At 67.7% G+C, this 15,151-nt stretch carries 15 protein-coding genes; 5 read left to right on the top strand and 10 right to left on the bottom strand.

Translation table 11 applies throughout. The features are described from left to right. Positions 1-310: 310 nt before the first annotated feature. Complete coding sequence (locus J8J14_RS19680) at positions 311-826, bottom strand: CYTH domain-containing protein (RefSeq protein ID WP_209381264.1); 516 nt, start codon at positions 824-826, stop codon at positions 311-313. A gap of 358 nt (positions 827-1,184) precedes the next feature. On the opposite strand from J8J14_RS19680, the gene J8J14_RS19685 reads away from it, so the two are divergent. Next, on the top strand, positions 1,185-1,898 hold the full coding sequence (locus J8J14_RS19685) for a class I SAM-dependent methyltransferase (protein ID WP_209381265.1): 714 nt from the start codon (positions 1,185-1,187) through the stop codon (positions 1,896-1,898). Next, a complete protein-coding gene (locus tag J8J14_RS19690; RefSeq protein ID WP_209381266.1) occupies positions 1,895-2,506 on the top strand; it encodes a hypothetical protein in 612 nt (203 codons plus the stop codon). Before J8J14_RS19685 ends, J8J14_RS19690 begins: the two co-directional genes overlap by 4 nt. Positions 2,507-2,573: 67 nt before the next feature. On the opposite strand, the gene J8J14_RS19695 is transcribed toward J8J14_RS19690, so the two are convergent. Next, positions 2,574-4,229 (bottom strand): aminotransferase class III-fold pyridoxal phosphate-dependent enzyme, encoded by a 1,656-nt coding sequence (locus J8J14_RS19695; RefSeq protein ID WP_209381267.1) that lies wholly within the window; start codon positions 4,227-4,229, stop codon positions 2,574-2,576. A 37-nt stretch (positions 4,230-4,266) separates the two neighbouring features. Between J8J14_RS19695 and asd the strand changes: the two genes are divergently transcribed. Then, entirely contained in the window at positions 4,267-5,130 is an 864-nt protein-coding gene (asd, locus tag J8J14_RS19700; protein ID WP_209381268.1) for an archaetidylserine decarboxylase, read from the top strand. Positions 5,131-5,474: 344 nt separating this feature from the next. On the opposite strand, the gene J8J14_RS19705 is transcribed toward asd, so the two are convergent. From J8J14_RS19705 to J8J14_RS19740, 8 genes are all read right to left on the bottom strand, one after another. Next, positions 5,475-6,479, bottom strand: coding sequence for an MBL fold metallo-hydrolase (locus tag J8J14_RS19705; protein ID WP_209381269.1), 1,005 nt, complete (start codon positions 6,477-6,479; stop codon positions 5,475-5,477). A 204-nt stretch (positions 6,480-6,683) separates the two neighbouring features. Next, positions 6,684-7,820, bottom strand: a complete 1,137-nt coding sequence (locus J8J14_RS19710; RefSeq protein WP_209381270.1) for a CaiB/BaiF CoA transferase family protein — start codon at positions 7,818-7,820, stop codon at positions 6,684-6,686. 2 nt (positions 7,821-7,822) lie between these two features. Then, positions 7,823-9,262 (bottom strand): aldehyde dehydrogenase family protein, encoded by a 1,440-nt coding sequence (locus tag J8J14_RS19715; protein ID WP_245215990.1) that lies wholly within the window; start codon positions 9,260-9,262, stop codon positions 7,823-7,825. A 73-nt stretch (positions 9,263-9,335) separates the two neighbouring features. After that, a complete protein-coding gene (locus J8J14_RS19720; protein WP_209381271.1) occupies positions 9,336-9,992 on the bottom strand; it encodes an ABC transporter ATP-binding protein in 657 nt (218 codons plus the stop codon). Beyond that, a complete protein-coding gene (locus tag J8J14_RS19725; protein ID WP_209381272.1) occupies positions 9,979-10,749 on the bottom strand; it encodes an ABC transporter ATP-binding protein in 771 nt (256 codons plus the stop codon). The genes J8J14_RS19720 and J8J14_RS19725 overlap by 14 nt, the downstream gene beginning before the upstream one ends. Next, on the bottom strand, positions 10,746-11,687 hold the full coding sequence (locus J8J14_RS19730; protein WP_209381273.1) for a branched-chain amino acid ABC transporter permease: 942 nt from the start codon (positions 11,685-11,687) through the stop codon (positions 10,746-10,748). The genes J8J14_RS19725 and J8J14_RS19730 overlap by 4 nt, the downstream gene beginning before the upstream one ends. After that, the gene (locus tag J8J14_RS19735; protein WP_209381274.1) at positions 11,684-12,619 is read right to left on the bottom strand and encodes a branched-chain amino acid ABC transporter permease; all 936 of its coding nucleotides are present in this window, start codon (positions 12,617-12,619) and stop codon (positions 11,684-11,686) included. The genes J8J14_RS19730 and J8J14_RS19735 overlap by 4 nt, the downstream gene beginning before the upstream one ends. A 9-nt stretch (positions 12,620-12,628) precedes the next feature. Next, the gene (locus J8J14_RS19740) at positions 12,629-13,984 is read right to left on the bottom strand and encodes an ABC transporter substrate-binding protein (protein WP_245215991.1); all 1,356 of its coding nucleotides are present in this window, start codon (positions 13,982-13,984) and stop codon (positions 12,629-12,631) included. A gap of 126 nt (positions 13,985-14,110) precedes the next feature. Between J8J14_RS19740 and J8J14_RS19745 the strand changes: the two genes are divergently transcribed. After that, positions 14,111-14,446 (top strand): LysR family transcriptional regulator, encoded by a 336-nt coding sequence (locus tag J8J14_RS19745; protein ID WP_209381275.1) that lies wholly within the window; start codon positions 14,111-14,113, stop codon positions 14,444-14,446. Then, positions 14,352-15,047, top strand: coding sequence for a LysR substrate-binding domain-containing protein (locus J8J14_RS19750; RefSeq protein ID WP_209381276.1), 696 nt, complete (start codon positions 14,352-14,354; stop codon positions 15,045-15,047). Before J8J14_RS19745 ends, J8J14_RS19750 begins: the two co-directional genes overlap by 95 nt. Positions 15,048-15,151 lie beyond the last annotated feature (104 nt).

Raw genomic sequence — 15,151 nt, forward strand, 5'->3', positions numbered from 1 at the left:
CTTCGCCAGCGTCTTGAACAGCGACGCCATGCCCGGACACTGCGAACCCGGTTCCGCCGCGATCCACAAGCCTACCTGGCCCAACTGGAACAGACTGCCTGCCAGCCGACTTTGCCGGCCTAGAAAAAAAAGGCGGAGCCAGAGGCTCCGCCGAGTTTAGGGAGGAAACGTCCAAGAAAGCAGCAGCCCGGGCTAGCCAGCCTGCTGTGCCGCCGCATCTACCAGCAGACTGCCCATGGAGCGATCGCCTTTTTTTGCATTGCGGCATGACGGATCGGCATTCCTCGGCCGCAGGGGCCATGACCATTTGTTAAGGCTGATGCTGGAAGCAGGCGCGGTGCAGCTGTGCTCCGCCGCCCGTTCCTAACGCCGAGGCCAAGCGACTCAGCAGCGTGGCCTTGCTGTAGTTCGGGTCGTTCGTCACCTCGGCCCCGACCCAGCCTGGAAGCGGCACGGGCTGATCCGGATGCTCCAGTTCCACCTCCGCGAACTCGATCCCGGCAAGCGGACCCTGGTGGAGATCGACCGCCCATTCGAAACCGGCATGGGGCACGATGTAACGGTGCTTCTCGATGTGCGGCATGCCGCAGAGGGAGAGCATCTCCTCTGCCTCGGACACCGGGACCTCGTATTCGAACTCAGCCCGGCTGATTCCGCTGCGCGGCCCCTTCACCGTGATCCAGGCCTGGCTGCCCGCATGCCGGATCCGCACCTTGCCCTCGCCGAAACGCGCCAGCAGCCCGTCCCGCAGGACATAGGAACGCACAACGCCTGCTCGCCAGTCACTGCTGGTGATCAGGAACTTGCGCTCGATTTCGATACCCACGGAAGACGCTCCGGACCGCGATTGGCTGGTTGAGAACGGGCGCGCTTATGGCAGGTTCACCCGCTCCGGGCCATGCCCGAAGCGCCGCCCTCCGGCTTGCAATGTCGCAATGTCCATTTGCAAACTTCCAAATGGAGCAAGCCAGACCAGCCACCTGCGCGCCCGCAAAACGGCAATGCGCACTGACATAATTCCGTCGCTGGTCATGGCATCGGATCCGTGACACGTCATCGCACGGTCTCGAAGGCGAGACGGCACAGAGGTCGCAACTGGATGACGCTCTCCTTGCTCTGCTTCACGCCTGGCGCGCTCATGCTGCCCGGCGCGGCCTGTCCGAACGATTGACCGGGAATACGCCATGTCTGGAGAGCAGCCCCCAGAACAGGTGGCGCTGGCCTATGATCGCTGGGCTCCTGTCTACGACGTCATCTTCGGGCCGGTGTTTCGCCGCGGTCGCCGCCTGGCGACGGATGCGGCGGAGCGGACCGGCGGGCGCATCCTTGAGGTTGGCGTAGGCACCGGCCTGTCGCTCGCCGGCTATCGCGCCTCGAACACCGTGATCGGGGTCGATATCTCCGCGCCGATGCTCCAGAAGGCGCATCGGCGCGTGGAGCGCCTGCGCCTCCGCCATGTGGGCGGGCTGTCCGTGATGGATGCCGAGCAGCTTGCCTTTCCCGATTCATCCTTCGACGTCGTGGTCGCGCAGTATGTGGTGACAGCCGTTCCCAATCCGGAGCGGGCGCTGGGTGAGTTCCTGCGCGTTGTCCGGCCCGGCGGAGAGATCGTGATCGCCACCCGCATCGGTGCGGAAACGGGACTCCGCAGCCGCATCGAAAAGCTGATGATGCCGGTGAGCAACCGGCTGGGATGGCGCACCGAATTCCCCTGGGCTCGTTACGCCCGCTGGGCCGCTTCCGCGCCCGGCGTCACTCTTGTGGACCGGCGTCCCCTGCCGCCGCTCGGGCATTTCGCCCTGATCCGCTACAGGAAGGATCAGGATCCCGCCAGGACCATCACCTCGCAGGCAAAAAATCGCCAGAGGCTCCCGGAACTTGAGAAGGACGGACGATGAAGGGCTTCGCTGACCACCTGCGGGAGCAGCGCTGGGATGACCACCGCTACTACCACCACAGCCGCATCAACCAGAGCCTTCATCTGGTCAGCGCCCTCAGCTTCGTCTGTGCCTATGCCATCGCCTTCAAGGATCCGGCGATTGCGGCGCTGATCGGATGGCTGATCGCCATGACCAGCCGACAGCTCGGCCATCTGGTGTTCGAGCCGAAGGGCTATGACACCGTCAACCACGCCACGCATGAGCATAAGGAGGAGATCAAGGTGGGGTATAATCTTCACCGCAAGATCGTCCTGATGGCGCTCTGGGCGCTTTCGCCCCTGTTGCTCGTCCTTGACCCCACCTTGCTGGGCATGGTGGAGCCGCATCGCGACATGGGCGGCTTTCTGCGGAACCTTGGCTATCTCTGGCTTTTCCTCGGCATCGCGGGACTGCTGTTCCGCACCGTCCAGCTCTTCATCATACGCGACGTGCAGACCGGGCTTGTGTGGGCGACGAAGATCCTCACGGACCCCTTCCACGACATCAAGCTTTACCACCGCGCCCCGGCCTATCTCCTGCAGGGCGAGCTGATCGACCGCTCCATCGCGCGCGAGCACTCGCGCTAAACTGCCCTGCCCCGCCCCGCCCGTCGCGGGCGGGGCGCTTATCTGCGTGAACGCGACTTGGCAGCATTCACGCCACCCGGCGGCGGCCTAGCATCTCTCGTAGGATCCGTCGCTTGACGTCCTTGTTCGTCGTGGACGGGGCTGTCCACCACCAGCCATCCCGCTCCATCGCGCGTGCAGCATCCAGGAAGCGGTCGGCCACCGCCGCGAAGTCCTCGTCCCCGTAGTTCAGGCTGAAGATCAGCCTGCCCGTGCCAACCCAGCTCAGAGCGAGCCCTCGCTCGCGCAGATAGGCCTGCAGCATCCAGTTGTAGCGGGAGGGACGCGTGTAGGTTACGGTCCAGATTGTCGAGAGATGCGCCACACGCACCGGCAACCCTTCGGCTTCCAGTCGGCGGTTCAGCATCTCCGCGCGCGCATTCCAGACACCATCCAGCCCGGCATAGAGCGAGCGGATCTCGGGGCTTTCCAGGCGGCGGAGAAACGCATTCATGGTCCCCATGACATAGGGATGAGCGTTGAAGGTGCCGCGCGCGAAGCAGACATCCACCGGCCTCTTCTCACGGAACCGCCGCATCAGGGCGCCGCGGCCGCAGAGAACCCCCACAGGCAATCCCCCGCCGAGAGTCTTGCCATAGGTGACCATGTCGGCCCGCACGCCAAAATACTCCTGCGCTCCGCCGGGCGCGAGGCGGAAGCCGACAAAGACCTCGTCGAAGATCAGGACGATCCCTCGCTCCGTACAGACCTCGCGCAGCTTCTTCAGCCATTCCGTGTAGGCAGCGCGATCGAAGCCGGCGCTTCGCGCCCCATCCACCAGCGAGGAATCCGCAGGAGCGGCGGCATTCGGATGCAACGCCTGAAGCGGATTGACGAGGACGCAGGCAATGTTGGCCCGCGTGCGCAGAACACCCAGCGTCCGCTCGGACATCTCCTCGAGCGTATAGGTCTCCCGCGCCGGGACGGGGTTTCCGATGCCCGGCTGCACATCCCCCCACCACCCATGATAGGCGCCGCAGAAACGGACGAGATGGGACCGGCCGGTGTGATAGCGCGCCAGGCGCACGGCCTGCATCACCGCCTCCGTTCCGGACATATGGAAGGAGATCTCATCCAGCCCGGAGATCCGGCGCAGCTGGTCCAGATTCTCCGCCACCACCGGGTGATAGGCGCCGAGCACGGGCCCGAGCTCCCCCACCAGCGCCGCCCCTTCCGCGATGCAGGCCTTGTAGAAGTCATATCCAAGAAGGTTCACGCCATAGGAGCCGGTGAGGTCGTAAAAGCGGTTCCCGTCGAGATCGGTGACCGTGACACCGGAAGACGACGCGAGGAAGGAGCCGGCGGCCAGGTGCTTGCGAAAGAAGCGGCTGTACTGGAAGGGCACGCGATAGGCGCTGGTGAATTGCAGGTCGGAGAGACCCTCCCGAGCCGCCGCCGTCATCGCCAGCGTCTGCGGGAAGCGCTCCCGGTATTCCGCGGCAAGCCGGAAGAACCCCGCGCGCCGTCGCGCAACCACCTCCTCCGGCGCGTCATCCGTGCGGAAGAAGCTGTCTTCCCCGAATTCATAGAAGGGAATCATCGAGGCCACGCGCCGCGCCATCCGCGCATGGCCCGTGAGCGAGCGGTACTTCGCTCGGGAGAGCCGCAGCCGCGCCCTTCCCTTCACAAGCAGCGCGCACAGGGCGCCCGCGCCGGCGGCATAGGTCGCGTAGGTGCTCAACATGTCAGAATCCATTCACAGGGCAATGGCCATGCCGGGTTTGCGATCCACGATCGCCGGGATCACGCAGCAGGAAGACATCAACTTCCTTCTCACCAACCGCATCCCGCGCAGGCTTGCGACGCGGTTCATGGGCTGGTTCAGCCGTATCGAGAACCCGCTGGTCCGCGATCTCTCGATCAGCATGTGGCGGCTTTTCGCCGACCTGGACCTGCGCGATGCGGAGCGGCAGAACTTCCGCAGCCTGCATGACTGCTTCATCCGCCGCCTGAAGGCGGGAGCGCGTCCTGTCGATGCCGATCCGGCCCTGCTCGTCAGCCCATGTGACGCGATCATCGGCGCATCGGGCGTGGTCGAGGCGGGGCAGGTGCTGCAGGTGAAGGGCTTCCCCTACCCGCTGCGCGACCTGCTCGGCGATGATGGTTGGGCAAAGGCCCATGAGAACGGCCGCTATGTCACGTTGCGGCTGACCTCCAGCATGTATCACCATTTCCATGCGCCACATGACGGCCGGGTGGAATCGGTCACCTACATCTCGGGCGACACCTGGAACGTGAATCCGATCGCGCTGAAACGGGTGGAGCGCCTGTTCTGCAGGAACGAGCGGGCGGTGATCCGCACCCGGCTCGCGCAGGGCGGCCATGCCGTCACGCTGGTGCCCGTCGCCGCCATCCTCGTGGCGAGCATCCGCCTGTCGTTCCTCGACGCCACGCTCGACCTGCGGGAGGCCGGGCCCCGCACCATTCCCTGCGACATCCCGGTGAGCAAGGGCGAGGAGATGGGGTGGTTCGAGCACGGCTCGACCATCATCCTCTTCGTCCCGGCCTCCTTCTCCCCGCACGAGGCTCTGCGCGAGGGAGAGACGATCCGGGCCGGCCAGCCCCTGTTCCGGCTCCCAGGCTGATCCACCCCGTGCGCGGGCCATCGGGCTAGCCGGCGACGGGTGCCGGCAGGAACGCCAACGGGCCGCGCAGGCCTCGCGCCGACCGGCGTAGCCCGCCTTCGGCGCCCATCCCCAAGGCCAGATGTCGGGGGGCGTGTCGGGGACAAGACCGATTGCAGGGGCGCTCAGGCGCTTCGCATCCTCGGGGTGCATGCAGGTTCCGGCACGATCCGCCGGATGTCCTTACGCAGCCGCGCCTGTTCACGGCATGAAGTTTGGATGAACACGCGCCGCGTCTGACTCTGGCGCGTCGCCCCATTCCGGCGCCGGGAATGCACGTGCCGCACCCCGGCGCCGGCGGTGCTTCAACCCGGTGGCGTCAGGTCCATGGGCTCGGCCAGCCAGGCATATCCCTCGCCCGCGCGCACCACATGCCCCAGCCCTGGCCAGGGGAAGTGATAGGAGAGGACGGCGTGCCGCTCATCCGCCAGGCGGGCCAGCAGGCGGCTGCGCGTCTGCGCGGACTGCTTCGGATCCGTGTCGAAGGAGAATTCCCACATCGGGCGCTGCAGCAGCAGGACATGGTGGTGCGCCAGATCGCCCGTATAGACCATGGTCCGTCCGCCGGAGTTGATGGCGTAGCAGGTATGGCCAACCGTATGCCCGGGGGCCGCGATGGCGGTGACCCCCGGCGTGACCTCCGCGCCGTCCCGCACCATCACCATGCGGTCACGATACGCCGAGAGGTTCTTCTTCGCCCCTTCGATGAAGCTCGTCATAAAGGCAGGGCCACGCTTGTTGCCGTCATCGGTCCAGTAGCGCAGATCCGCCTCGCTCACCGCCACCTGGGCATTGGGGAAGTTCCGCCTGCCCTCCGCATCCACCAGCGCCCAGCAATGGTCGCTATGGGCATGGCTCAGCACCACGAGGTCGATCTGCTCTGGCGAGATGCCCGCGGCGCGAAGATTGGACAGCATGCGCCCGGTCGTGGGGCCGAACATCTTGCTGTCGGCGCCCATGCTCTCGCCCATGCCGGTATCGAACAGCACGAGCTGGCGCCCTGTGTTCAGGACCAGCACGTTCTGCTCCAGCGTCGCCGCATCGGGCGGCAGGAAGTTGCCGCGCAGCAGCGCATTGATCTCCTGCGGCGGGGCAGCCGGAAAGGCCGGCTCCGGCTTGCCGAGGGGAAGGCGCCCGTCGGAGACGATGGTCGCCTCGTTTTCACCGAAACGGAAGCGGTACCAGGCAGGCGGCACGTCGTTCCGGAAAGGTGCCGCCGCGGATGCCTCCCGCGCCGAGCCGGGCAGGATCGCCGCGCCAAGTGCCAGTCCGCCCGTTCCCAGAATGAGATCGCGCCGATTGAGAGCCATAGCCGTTCTCCTCCATTGCCTTGGCGGAGCGCATGGCGGCCAGTCTCACCGGTCGAACGGACAGGACCTGCATGGCACCCGCGAGAGGACGCTAACGCCTCAGCGCAGCGCCTTCCATCGCGAACTGCAGGAACCTGCGTCACCGCCTTGTGCGTGTGTGCGCTTCCTGCAGGAGACAGCACGCCAGGCGGAACGGCGCCTGGCTCAGCCGCCAAATTCCTGGCGGATCACATCGTCATGCTCGCCGATGGCGGGAACCCGCCCCAGTTCCGGCTTCCTGCCGTCCCGGATCGCGGGCGGCGCCACGATGGAGGCCGGCCCATGCGCCGTTTCCACCGTCACGCGCCGCAGGGCCGGATGCTGTGGCAGGTCGTCCAACTCATTGACGAAGCCGTAGGCCGTGCGTGCCTCGCGCAGCCGCGCGGCGGCGTCGCCACGGGACAGGGCACCCAGTTCCCGCGCCACCCGCGCATCAACTTCCGCGCGGTTGGCGACGCGCGCGTTATTATTCTCGAAGCCCGGCCGCAGGGTCAGCTCCGGCTCGCGCAGCACCGTCCGGCAGAAGCTCGCCCATTCGCGCTCGTTCTGGATGGAAAGCAGGACGAGGCTGCCATCCGCCAGCGGGAAGGCGCCGTAGGGGCAGATGGAGGGATGGGCCAGCCCCACGCGCTTCGGCGCTTGCCCCGTCCCCTCGTAGTAGAGGAGCGGCACGTTCATCCAATCCGCCATGCCGTCAAAAAGGCTGACCTGGATATGCTGCCCCTGCCCCGTGATGCCGCGGGCGATCAGCGCTTCCAGCACCGCCGCATGGGCGGACATGCCGCAGGCGATGTCGCAGACGGAAACGCCCACGCGCCCCGGCCCGGCCGGATGGCCCGTGATCGAGGCCAGGCCGCTCTCCGCCTGAACCAGCAGGTCATAGGCCTTCATCTCGGAGTAGCTGTGGCCCGCGCCATAGCCGGAGACATCGACGGTGATCAGCCTGGGGTAGCGCGCCCGAAGCTCCCGCGAACCGAAGCCCGCGCGCTCCGCCGCGCCCGGCGCGAGGTTCTGGATGAACACATCCGCCTTCCCGAGGATCCGGTGCAGCAGCGCCGCATCCTCCGGATCCTTGATGTCGGCCGTCAGGCTCTGCTTCCCTCGGTTCAGCCAGACGAAGTAGCTCGAAAGCCCGTTCACTGCCGTGTCATAGCCGCGCGCGAAATCGCCCTCGGGCCGCTCGATCTTGATCACCCGCGCCCCGGCATCCGCGAGGCGCGAGGAGCAATAGGGCGCGGCGACAGCCTGCTCCAGCGCCACCACCAGAATGCCGTCCAGCGGCCCCTTGCGGCTGCTCTCCATGGTCAGGCGCCCTGCCGCAGGGCAACGGTCTTCAAGGTGCCGAAGCCATAGAGCGCCTCGAAGCCCTTCTCGCGCCCGTGGCCGGAACCCTTCACGCCGCCAAAGGGCAGTTCCACCCCGCCACCCGCGCCATAGTTGTTGATGAAGACCTGGCCCGACTGCACCTTCCGCGCCAGCCGGAAGGCGCGGCCGATATCCTGCGTCCAGATCCCCGCTGCCAGTCCGTAGCGCGTGCCATTCGCGACGTGCAGCGCTTCCGCCTCGTCCTTCACGCGAATGGCGACGAGGACGGGACCGAAGATCTCCTCCTGCGCCAGGCGATGGTCCGGCGGCACGTCACCGATCAGGGTCGGCCGCACATAGAAGCCGTCCGAGGGAAGATTCGTGCCCAGCTCTCCCTGGGCGAGGATGGGCAGCCCGTCACGCCGCGCGAGCTCGATATAGCCCTCGACGCGCTCCTTCTGCTTCGCATTCACCACCGGCCCCAGATCAAGGTCCTGCGAGGCGGAGCCCACCCTCATCGCCTTGAAGCGCCCGGCGAGATCCGCGGTGAAGCGCTCATAGATGCTGTCCTCGATCAGCACGCGCGAGCCGGCGCTGCAGGTCTGCCCGGCATTCTGCACGATGCCGCGCAGAATGGTGGAGGCGGCCAGTTCCGAATCCGCATCCGCGAAGACGATCTGCGGGGACTTGCCGCCGAGTTCCAGCGTCACCGGGATCGTGTTCTTCGCGGCCGCCGTCTGCACCAGCGTGCCGACCTCGGTGGAGCCGGTGAAGCTGATATGGCTGATTCCGGGATGCGCGCTCAGCGCGGCACCGGCCTCCTCGCCCAGCCCTGTCACCACGTTGAAGGAACCAGCGGGAAAGCCTGCCTCGGCCGCCAGCCGTGCCAGGGCCAGCGCCGTCAGCGGCGTGTCCTCGGCCGGCTTCAGAACAACCGCGTTGCCCATGGCAAGGGCTGGCGCCACGGAGCGCCCCATCATTTGCAGCGGGTAGTTCCAGGGCACGATATGCGCCGTGACTCCATGGGGCTCCCACAGCGTCATCACCGTGAAGCCGTCCTGGAAGGGGATGGTCTCGCCATGCACCTTGTCGGCCGCGCCACCGTAATATTCGAAGTAGCGGGCGCAGACGGCCACGTCGTTGCGGGCCAGGCTCATCGGCTTGCCCACATCCTCGCTTTCCATCCGGGCCAGCGCGTCCGCATCGCGGCGGATCAGCTCGGCCAGGCGGGAGAGAAGGCGCCCGCGCGCAGCCGCATCCACCCGGCCCCAGGCGCCCTCCAGCGCCGCGTGGCCGGCCCGCACGGCCGCATCCACCTCCGCCTCCCCACCCCGGGCGATCCGCGCCATCGGCGCGCCATCCGATGGATTGATCACCGTCAGGAAGGCGTCCCCGCCCACCCATTCGCCGCCGATGAAGTGCTGGTAACTGTCCATCATTCCGTTCCACGATCCGGGCCACGGGGCAGCGCCAGGCGTCGTCCCCTGCCGGGGCGCCCGCCGCGCCGCCCGCTCAGGCCGCGGCAATTTCTCCGCGCTCGATCACGAAGGTGCTGTCCACGAGTGACCGCAGCAGCTCCGGGCTGCTCTCGGTGATGAGGATGGCCACATCCGGCAGGGCCGTGCGGAGCCGCCCCAGCGCCTCCGCGTAGCGCAGGGCGAGGGCTGGGGCGAGCCCCTGGAAGGGTTCGTCCAGCAGCACGGCCCGGGTGCCCACCATCAGCGCCCGGCCCAGCGCCACCATCTTGCCCTGCCCACCGGAAAGCCCGGCTGCCCGGCGCGGCGCGAAGTCGCGCAGCTCCGGCAGGAGGTCGAACACCGCCTCCAGCCGCCGCGCCAGCTCAGCCTGCGAAAGGCCGATAACCTGTGCCGGCAACAGCAGGTTCTCTCGCACGGTGAAGGAGCCGAAAAGGCGCCGTTCCTCCGGCGCATAGCCGATCCCGAGCCCGGCACGGCGATGCGCCGGCACCGCCGCGCATTCCATCCCGTCCAGCTTGATGGAGCCGCCGCGCGGGGGCAGCAGGCCCATCAGCGCGCGCAGGGTCGTGGTCTTGCCCGCCCCGTTCCGGCCGATCAGCGCCACCCGCCCACCGGGCGGCACCTGCAGCGAGACCCCGCGCAGGACCGGCGCGCCCGCAATATCCACCGAGACGTTCTCAAGCCGCAGCATGGCTCGCCTCCCCGGGGCCGATGCCGATCACGTCCCGCCGCACATCCGGGTCGTTCAGAACCTGCTCCGGCGGCCCCAGCGCCATGATCCGCCCCTGCCCCCAGACCGCCACCCGGTCGGCGAAGCGGGCCACCACGTCCATGTCGTGCTCCACGAAGACAGCGGTGACGCCGGACTGGCGCAGCACCCGCGCCAGCGTCTCCACCACGCCCATCTTGTCGGCGGAAGCCACGCCGCTGGTCGGCTCGTCCATGAGAAGGAGGCGCGGCCGGAGAGCCACGGCCATGGCGATGTCCGCCAGCTTGCGCGCCCCCTCGTTCAGCCCATCCGCCCTCTGCCCGGCCAGGGGCAGCAGGCCGAAGCGGTCCAGCACCTCCTCCGCCTCGCGCCGGAAGCGCGGGCGCAGCAGGGGCGCGAAGGGCGACCACACCCCTTCCCGCGCCGCCACCGCAAGGGCTGTGTTCTCCAGAACCGTGTGCTCCGTGAAGAGCTGCGGCAGCTGGAAGGAGCGCGCCACGCCCAGGCGGACGATCTGCCGCGGCGTCATGCCCAGGATATTGCGCCCGGCATAGGTGATCTGGCCGGCCTGGGGCTTGAGATAGCCGGTGGCCATGTTGATGAAGGTGGTCTTGCCTGCCCCGTTCGGGCCGATGATGGCGAGGAACTCCCCCTCCATCACATCCAGGTCGATGCCATCGGCCGCCTTCAGCCCACCGAAGGCGATCCTCAGCCCGCGGGCGGAGAGAAGCACGCTCATGCCTGCCGCCTCCGTCCCACCAGGGCCCGCCCCATGCCCCAGAGCCCGCCGGGCGCGAAGAGGATGACCAGCAGCAGGACGGCCCCCAGCACCATCTGCCAGGCATCCGCGACCAGCGCGGCGGCATAGACGCGGGTCAGCTCATAGGCCACCGCGCCAAGGAAAGGCCCGGCCACGCTGCCGGAGCCGCCCAGGATGGCGATGAAGACCAGCTCGCCCGAGGCGGTCCAGTAGGACAGGGCGGGCGTGACGTGGCGCGTGGTCATCGCCAGCACCGCCCCGCCGCATCCCGCCATCAGCGTGGAGAGCACATAGGCCGAGAGCAGCACGCGGCGCCCGGAGATGCCCATGAACTCCAGCCTCGCCTCGCGCGTCTTGATCCCCGCCAGCGCCTGGCCGATCGGGGAAGCGAGATAGATCCGCACCAGGACCGCGAAGAGGATGGAGAGCAGCAGCGCGAGGCAGAGCATCGCCCAGCCCTGCGTCTCCGGATCCAGCACCTGGCCCGCGAAGGTGGTGGGCGGCAGGCGGATGCCGTCCGTGCCGTGGGTGATGGAGTAGAACTTCTCCAGCAGGGAGTAGAACACCATGCTGAGCGCCAGGTTCAGCATGCCGAAGAAGATCTCGCGGTACCGCACCACGAAGAGCCCGACCAGGAGGCCGAGCAGGGCCGCCCCGATGGCGGCGAGCGGAAGCAGCAGCAGCGTCTCCGGCACCCGCGCCGCCCCGAAGGCGATCGCATAGGCGGCGAAGGCCAGGTAGAGCGCATGGCCGAAGCTCACCTGCCCCGCGCGGAGCAGCAGCAGGATGCCCAGCACGGCCAGCCCCTTGGCAAGGGCAATGGTGAGCACGAAGCGCAGCCAGGGCACGGTCCAGGCCACCACCAGGACAAGGGCGGCGGCCAGGAGGACGAGAAGGACCTCTCCCGCGCGCCTCATATGCGCCGGGTCTCCAGCACGCCGAACAGGCCCTGTGGCCGCACCAGCAGCACCGCCACCATGATGATGTAGGGGATCACCACCTCCAGCTCCGGTTCGAAATATACGGCGAAGGCACGGCCGAGGCCGATGAGCAGGGCCGTCACCGCAGCACCCTCCACCCGGCCCAGCCCGGCCGTGGCCACCACCGCGAAGGAGAGCACGATGGTCTGCGCCCCCACGCCCGGCACCAGCGAGGCCGTGGGAGAGGCCAGCGCCCCGCCCAGCGCGGCCAGCGCAGCGCCCGCCGAGAAGGTGAGAAGCGTGACACGCGCGGCATCGATGCCCATGGCACGCGCCGCCTCACGGTCCTCCGTCACCGCCACGATCATCCGCCCGGCCAGGGTACGCCGCAGGAACCAGACAAGCCCGAGCAGCGTGACCACCGCGACGCCCGGAAGGACGAAGAGCTGATAGGCGGTGAAGGGAATCACATCGGTCCCGAAGGGCACGTCCACCGTGCCCAGCAGCCGGACCGGCGCGTCCGACACCACGGGCTGCACGCCCCAGACGAGCTTCTGCAGGTCCTCCAGGATCATGAACAGCGCGAAGGTCACCAGGAGCTGCAGGACCGGTTCCTGGTTCTCCACCCGGCGGAGAAGCAGCCTCTCAATCACCGGCCCGAGCAGCGCGCCGGTGAGCACCGCCGCCAGCAGCAGCGCCGGCAGCGACAGCCAGGCGGGCAGGCCATGGCTCGCGATGAACAGGCCAAGCGTGGCCGCCACATAGCCGCCGATCGCGAAGAGGCTTCCATGGGCGACGTTCAGGATGCGGAGCACCCCGAACACCAGGTTGAGCCCGACCGCCACCATGAAGACCGTCGCCGCGTAGGACAGGCCGTCCAGCGCGGCGAGGCCGAGGAGAAGCGTGTTCTCCGAGAACCAGGCCAGCATGCCGCGCCCTTACGGACGATAGGCGACGGGTTGCGGCAGGCCCTGCACAATGTCCGGCTTCAAGGTCTTCAGCCAGTCCGTGCTCTTCTGCCCCACGGGCGTGGTCACCATCTCCGCCGGGAACACCACCATGTCCGTCATCACGGGGAACGGGTATTTGTCGGTGTGGTGGCTGGTGCCGATGATCTGGTTCTCCAGCCCCTGTCCGTCCTCTCGGATGCGGACGGAGGAGGTGAGCGATGGGAATTCCAGCCCGCGGAAAGCCCCGGCCAGTTCGGCATCGGTCGGCCAGCCGCCATTCTTCGCCGCCATGGCCTTCTCATACCCCGCCTTCATCGCGAACACGGCCTGGGCCATGTGGTGGCAGGGGTAAATGGGATAGGCGTTGAAGCGCTTGCGGAAGTTATCCGTGAAGCGCGCGAGGAGCGCCTGGTCCCGTGGATTCGGGTGCAGGAACCAATGGTCACCCCGCGCGCCGATGATGTGCCCGGCCGGCAGGGCCTTGCCCACGCGCTCCAGCGAGGATTCGGCCAGCGGCAGGACGAAGGTGCTCCGCTCGAACAGCCGGCGGTCGGAGGATTGCCGGATGAAAGCGTCGAGGTCACCGCCCCAGGTGGTGGAGAGCACGACATCGGGGCGCAGCGCCAGCAGCCTCGTGATCTCGGTGGAGTAATCCGTGGCGCCGAAACGCGGGAAGAGCTCCGCGGCGATCCGCACGCCGGGCTTCAGCGCCTGCATGCCCGTGCGGAAGATCTCCCAGGAATCGCGGCCCCAGGCATAGTCCTGGTTCACCACGGCGATGCTGCGGAAATCCGGCTTGGCGCGGAGAAGGTAGAGCAGCGCCGAGAGAATCTCGGGCGTCGCATTTGCCTGGGTGCGGAAGGAGTATTCGAAGCGGTTGTCCTCGAAGATGCGCTGCGTGCCGCAATCCCAGAGAAGCGTCGGCCGCTTCAGCTCATCCGCCAGTGGGGTGCAGGCGAGGCAATCGGCCGAGGAGATGGCGGCAAAAAGGAGATGCACGCCCTCGCTCTGCACGAGCCGGCGATACTCGCCGACGAAATGGTCCACGCCCGGGCCTTCATCCACGAAGATCGGGCGGACGCGCACGCCACCGATCCCGCCAGCCTCGTTGATCTCGTCGAAGAGCATTTCCGCCGCCTGGCGCCCGGGCACGCCGAAGACGCTGGCCGGGCCGGAGAGATAGGTCGCGATGCCGACCTTGATCTCGGCTGGCTTGGCCGCCTGCGCCTGCGTCTGGCGCCCCGGCAGAAGAAGGCTGCCTGCCATGGCGGCGCCCAGCGTTGCGCGGCGGGTGATGAGGCCGGCGGCCCGCCCCGCGGGATTCCCAGGGTTCTCGGACGTCATGACGCTCCCTCCATATGTTTCTCACCGGCTCGGGTTGGATTCCCGGCTCGGCATGGGTGCGCAGTCTGGTCCCGCTTTGCCATACTGTCCAATACGGCGTGCGCGCCCGTCCCATAGGTTTGAGATATGGATCTGCGCCATCTCCGTTACTTCCTGGCGGTTGCCGACGCACGCAGCGTCACCCGCGCAGCCGAGCTCCTGGGCATCCGACAACCGCCACTGAGCCAGCAGATCCAGCAGCTCGAGCGGGAAGTCGGCTCGCCGCTCTTCAACCGCCTGCCACGGGGCGTGGCACTCACCCAGGCCGGGCTGCGCCTCGTGCAGGATGCGCGCGCCATCCTGGCACAGGCCGACAGGGCGCTGGACGATGCGCGCCGCGCCGCGCGGGGAGCTCGGGACCATCCGCATCGGCTTCACCTCCTCCGCGGCCTTCAATTCCTTCGTCACGCGCACGATCCGTGATTACCGCGCAGCTTTCCCACGTGTTGGTATCCGGCTCCTGGAAGACACCACGGCGAATCTCCTGGCGCGCTTCCAGGACAGGCAAATCGACGCCGCCTTCCTGCGCCCGACGAGAGGAGAAGCGCAGGGGCTGAAGGTGGTGCTCCTGCGCGCGGAGCCGATGCTTGTCGCCCTGCCCAGCGACCATGAGCTGGCGGGCATGGCCGCAGTGCCGCTCCGGCAATTGTCTAAGGAAACCTTCATCCTCTATCCACGGCGAAACGGCAGCGCCCTGTACGACGCCATCATGGAAGCCTGCAGGAAGGAAGGGTTCACGCCGCGCGTCGGGCAGGAGGCACCGCAGATGGCATCCACCGTCACCCTCGTCGCCGCCGGGATCGGCATCTCCATCGTGCCAGCCTCCATGGCGCATCTGCAGGCACCAGGCGTCACCTACCGGCCCGTGAAGGGCAAGGTGCCGCGCGCCGAAATGAGCCTGGCCTACCAAGACGAGGCCTCACCCGCCCTCACCCACGCGTTCCGAGATCTTGTGCTCGCGCGCGGGCATGAGCGGATCGGCGGCGAGGCTGCCGCGAGCACCCGCCAGCCCGTCTCATCTTAGGGATACAGGAAGAAAAATGAGCAACGCGCACCCGGTGCTGCGGGGTCCTTGATCATCCAGTACAGGGGCCGGAAAATGCCGCCATGGATGCATGCGCAACCCGG

It is taken from the genome of Pararoseomonas baculiformis (assembly GCF_017813395.1).
Taxonomy (GTDB): Bacteria; Pseudomonadota; Alphaproteobacteria; order Acetobacterales; family Acetobacteraceae; genus Roseomonas; species Roseomonas baculiformis.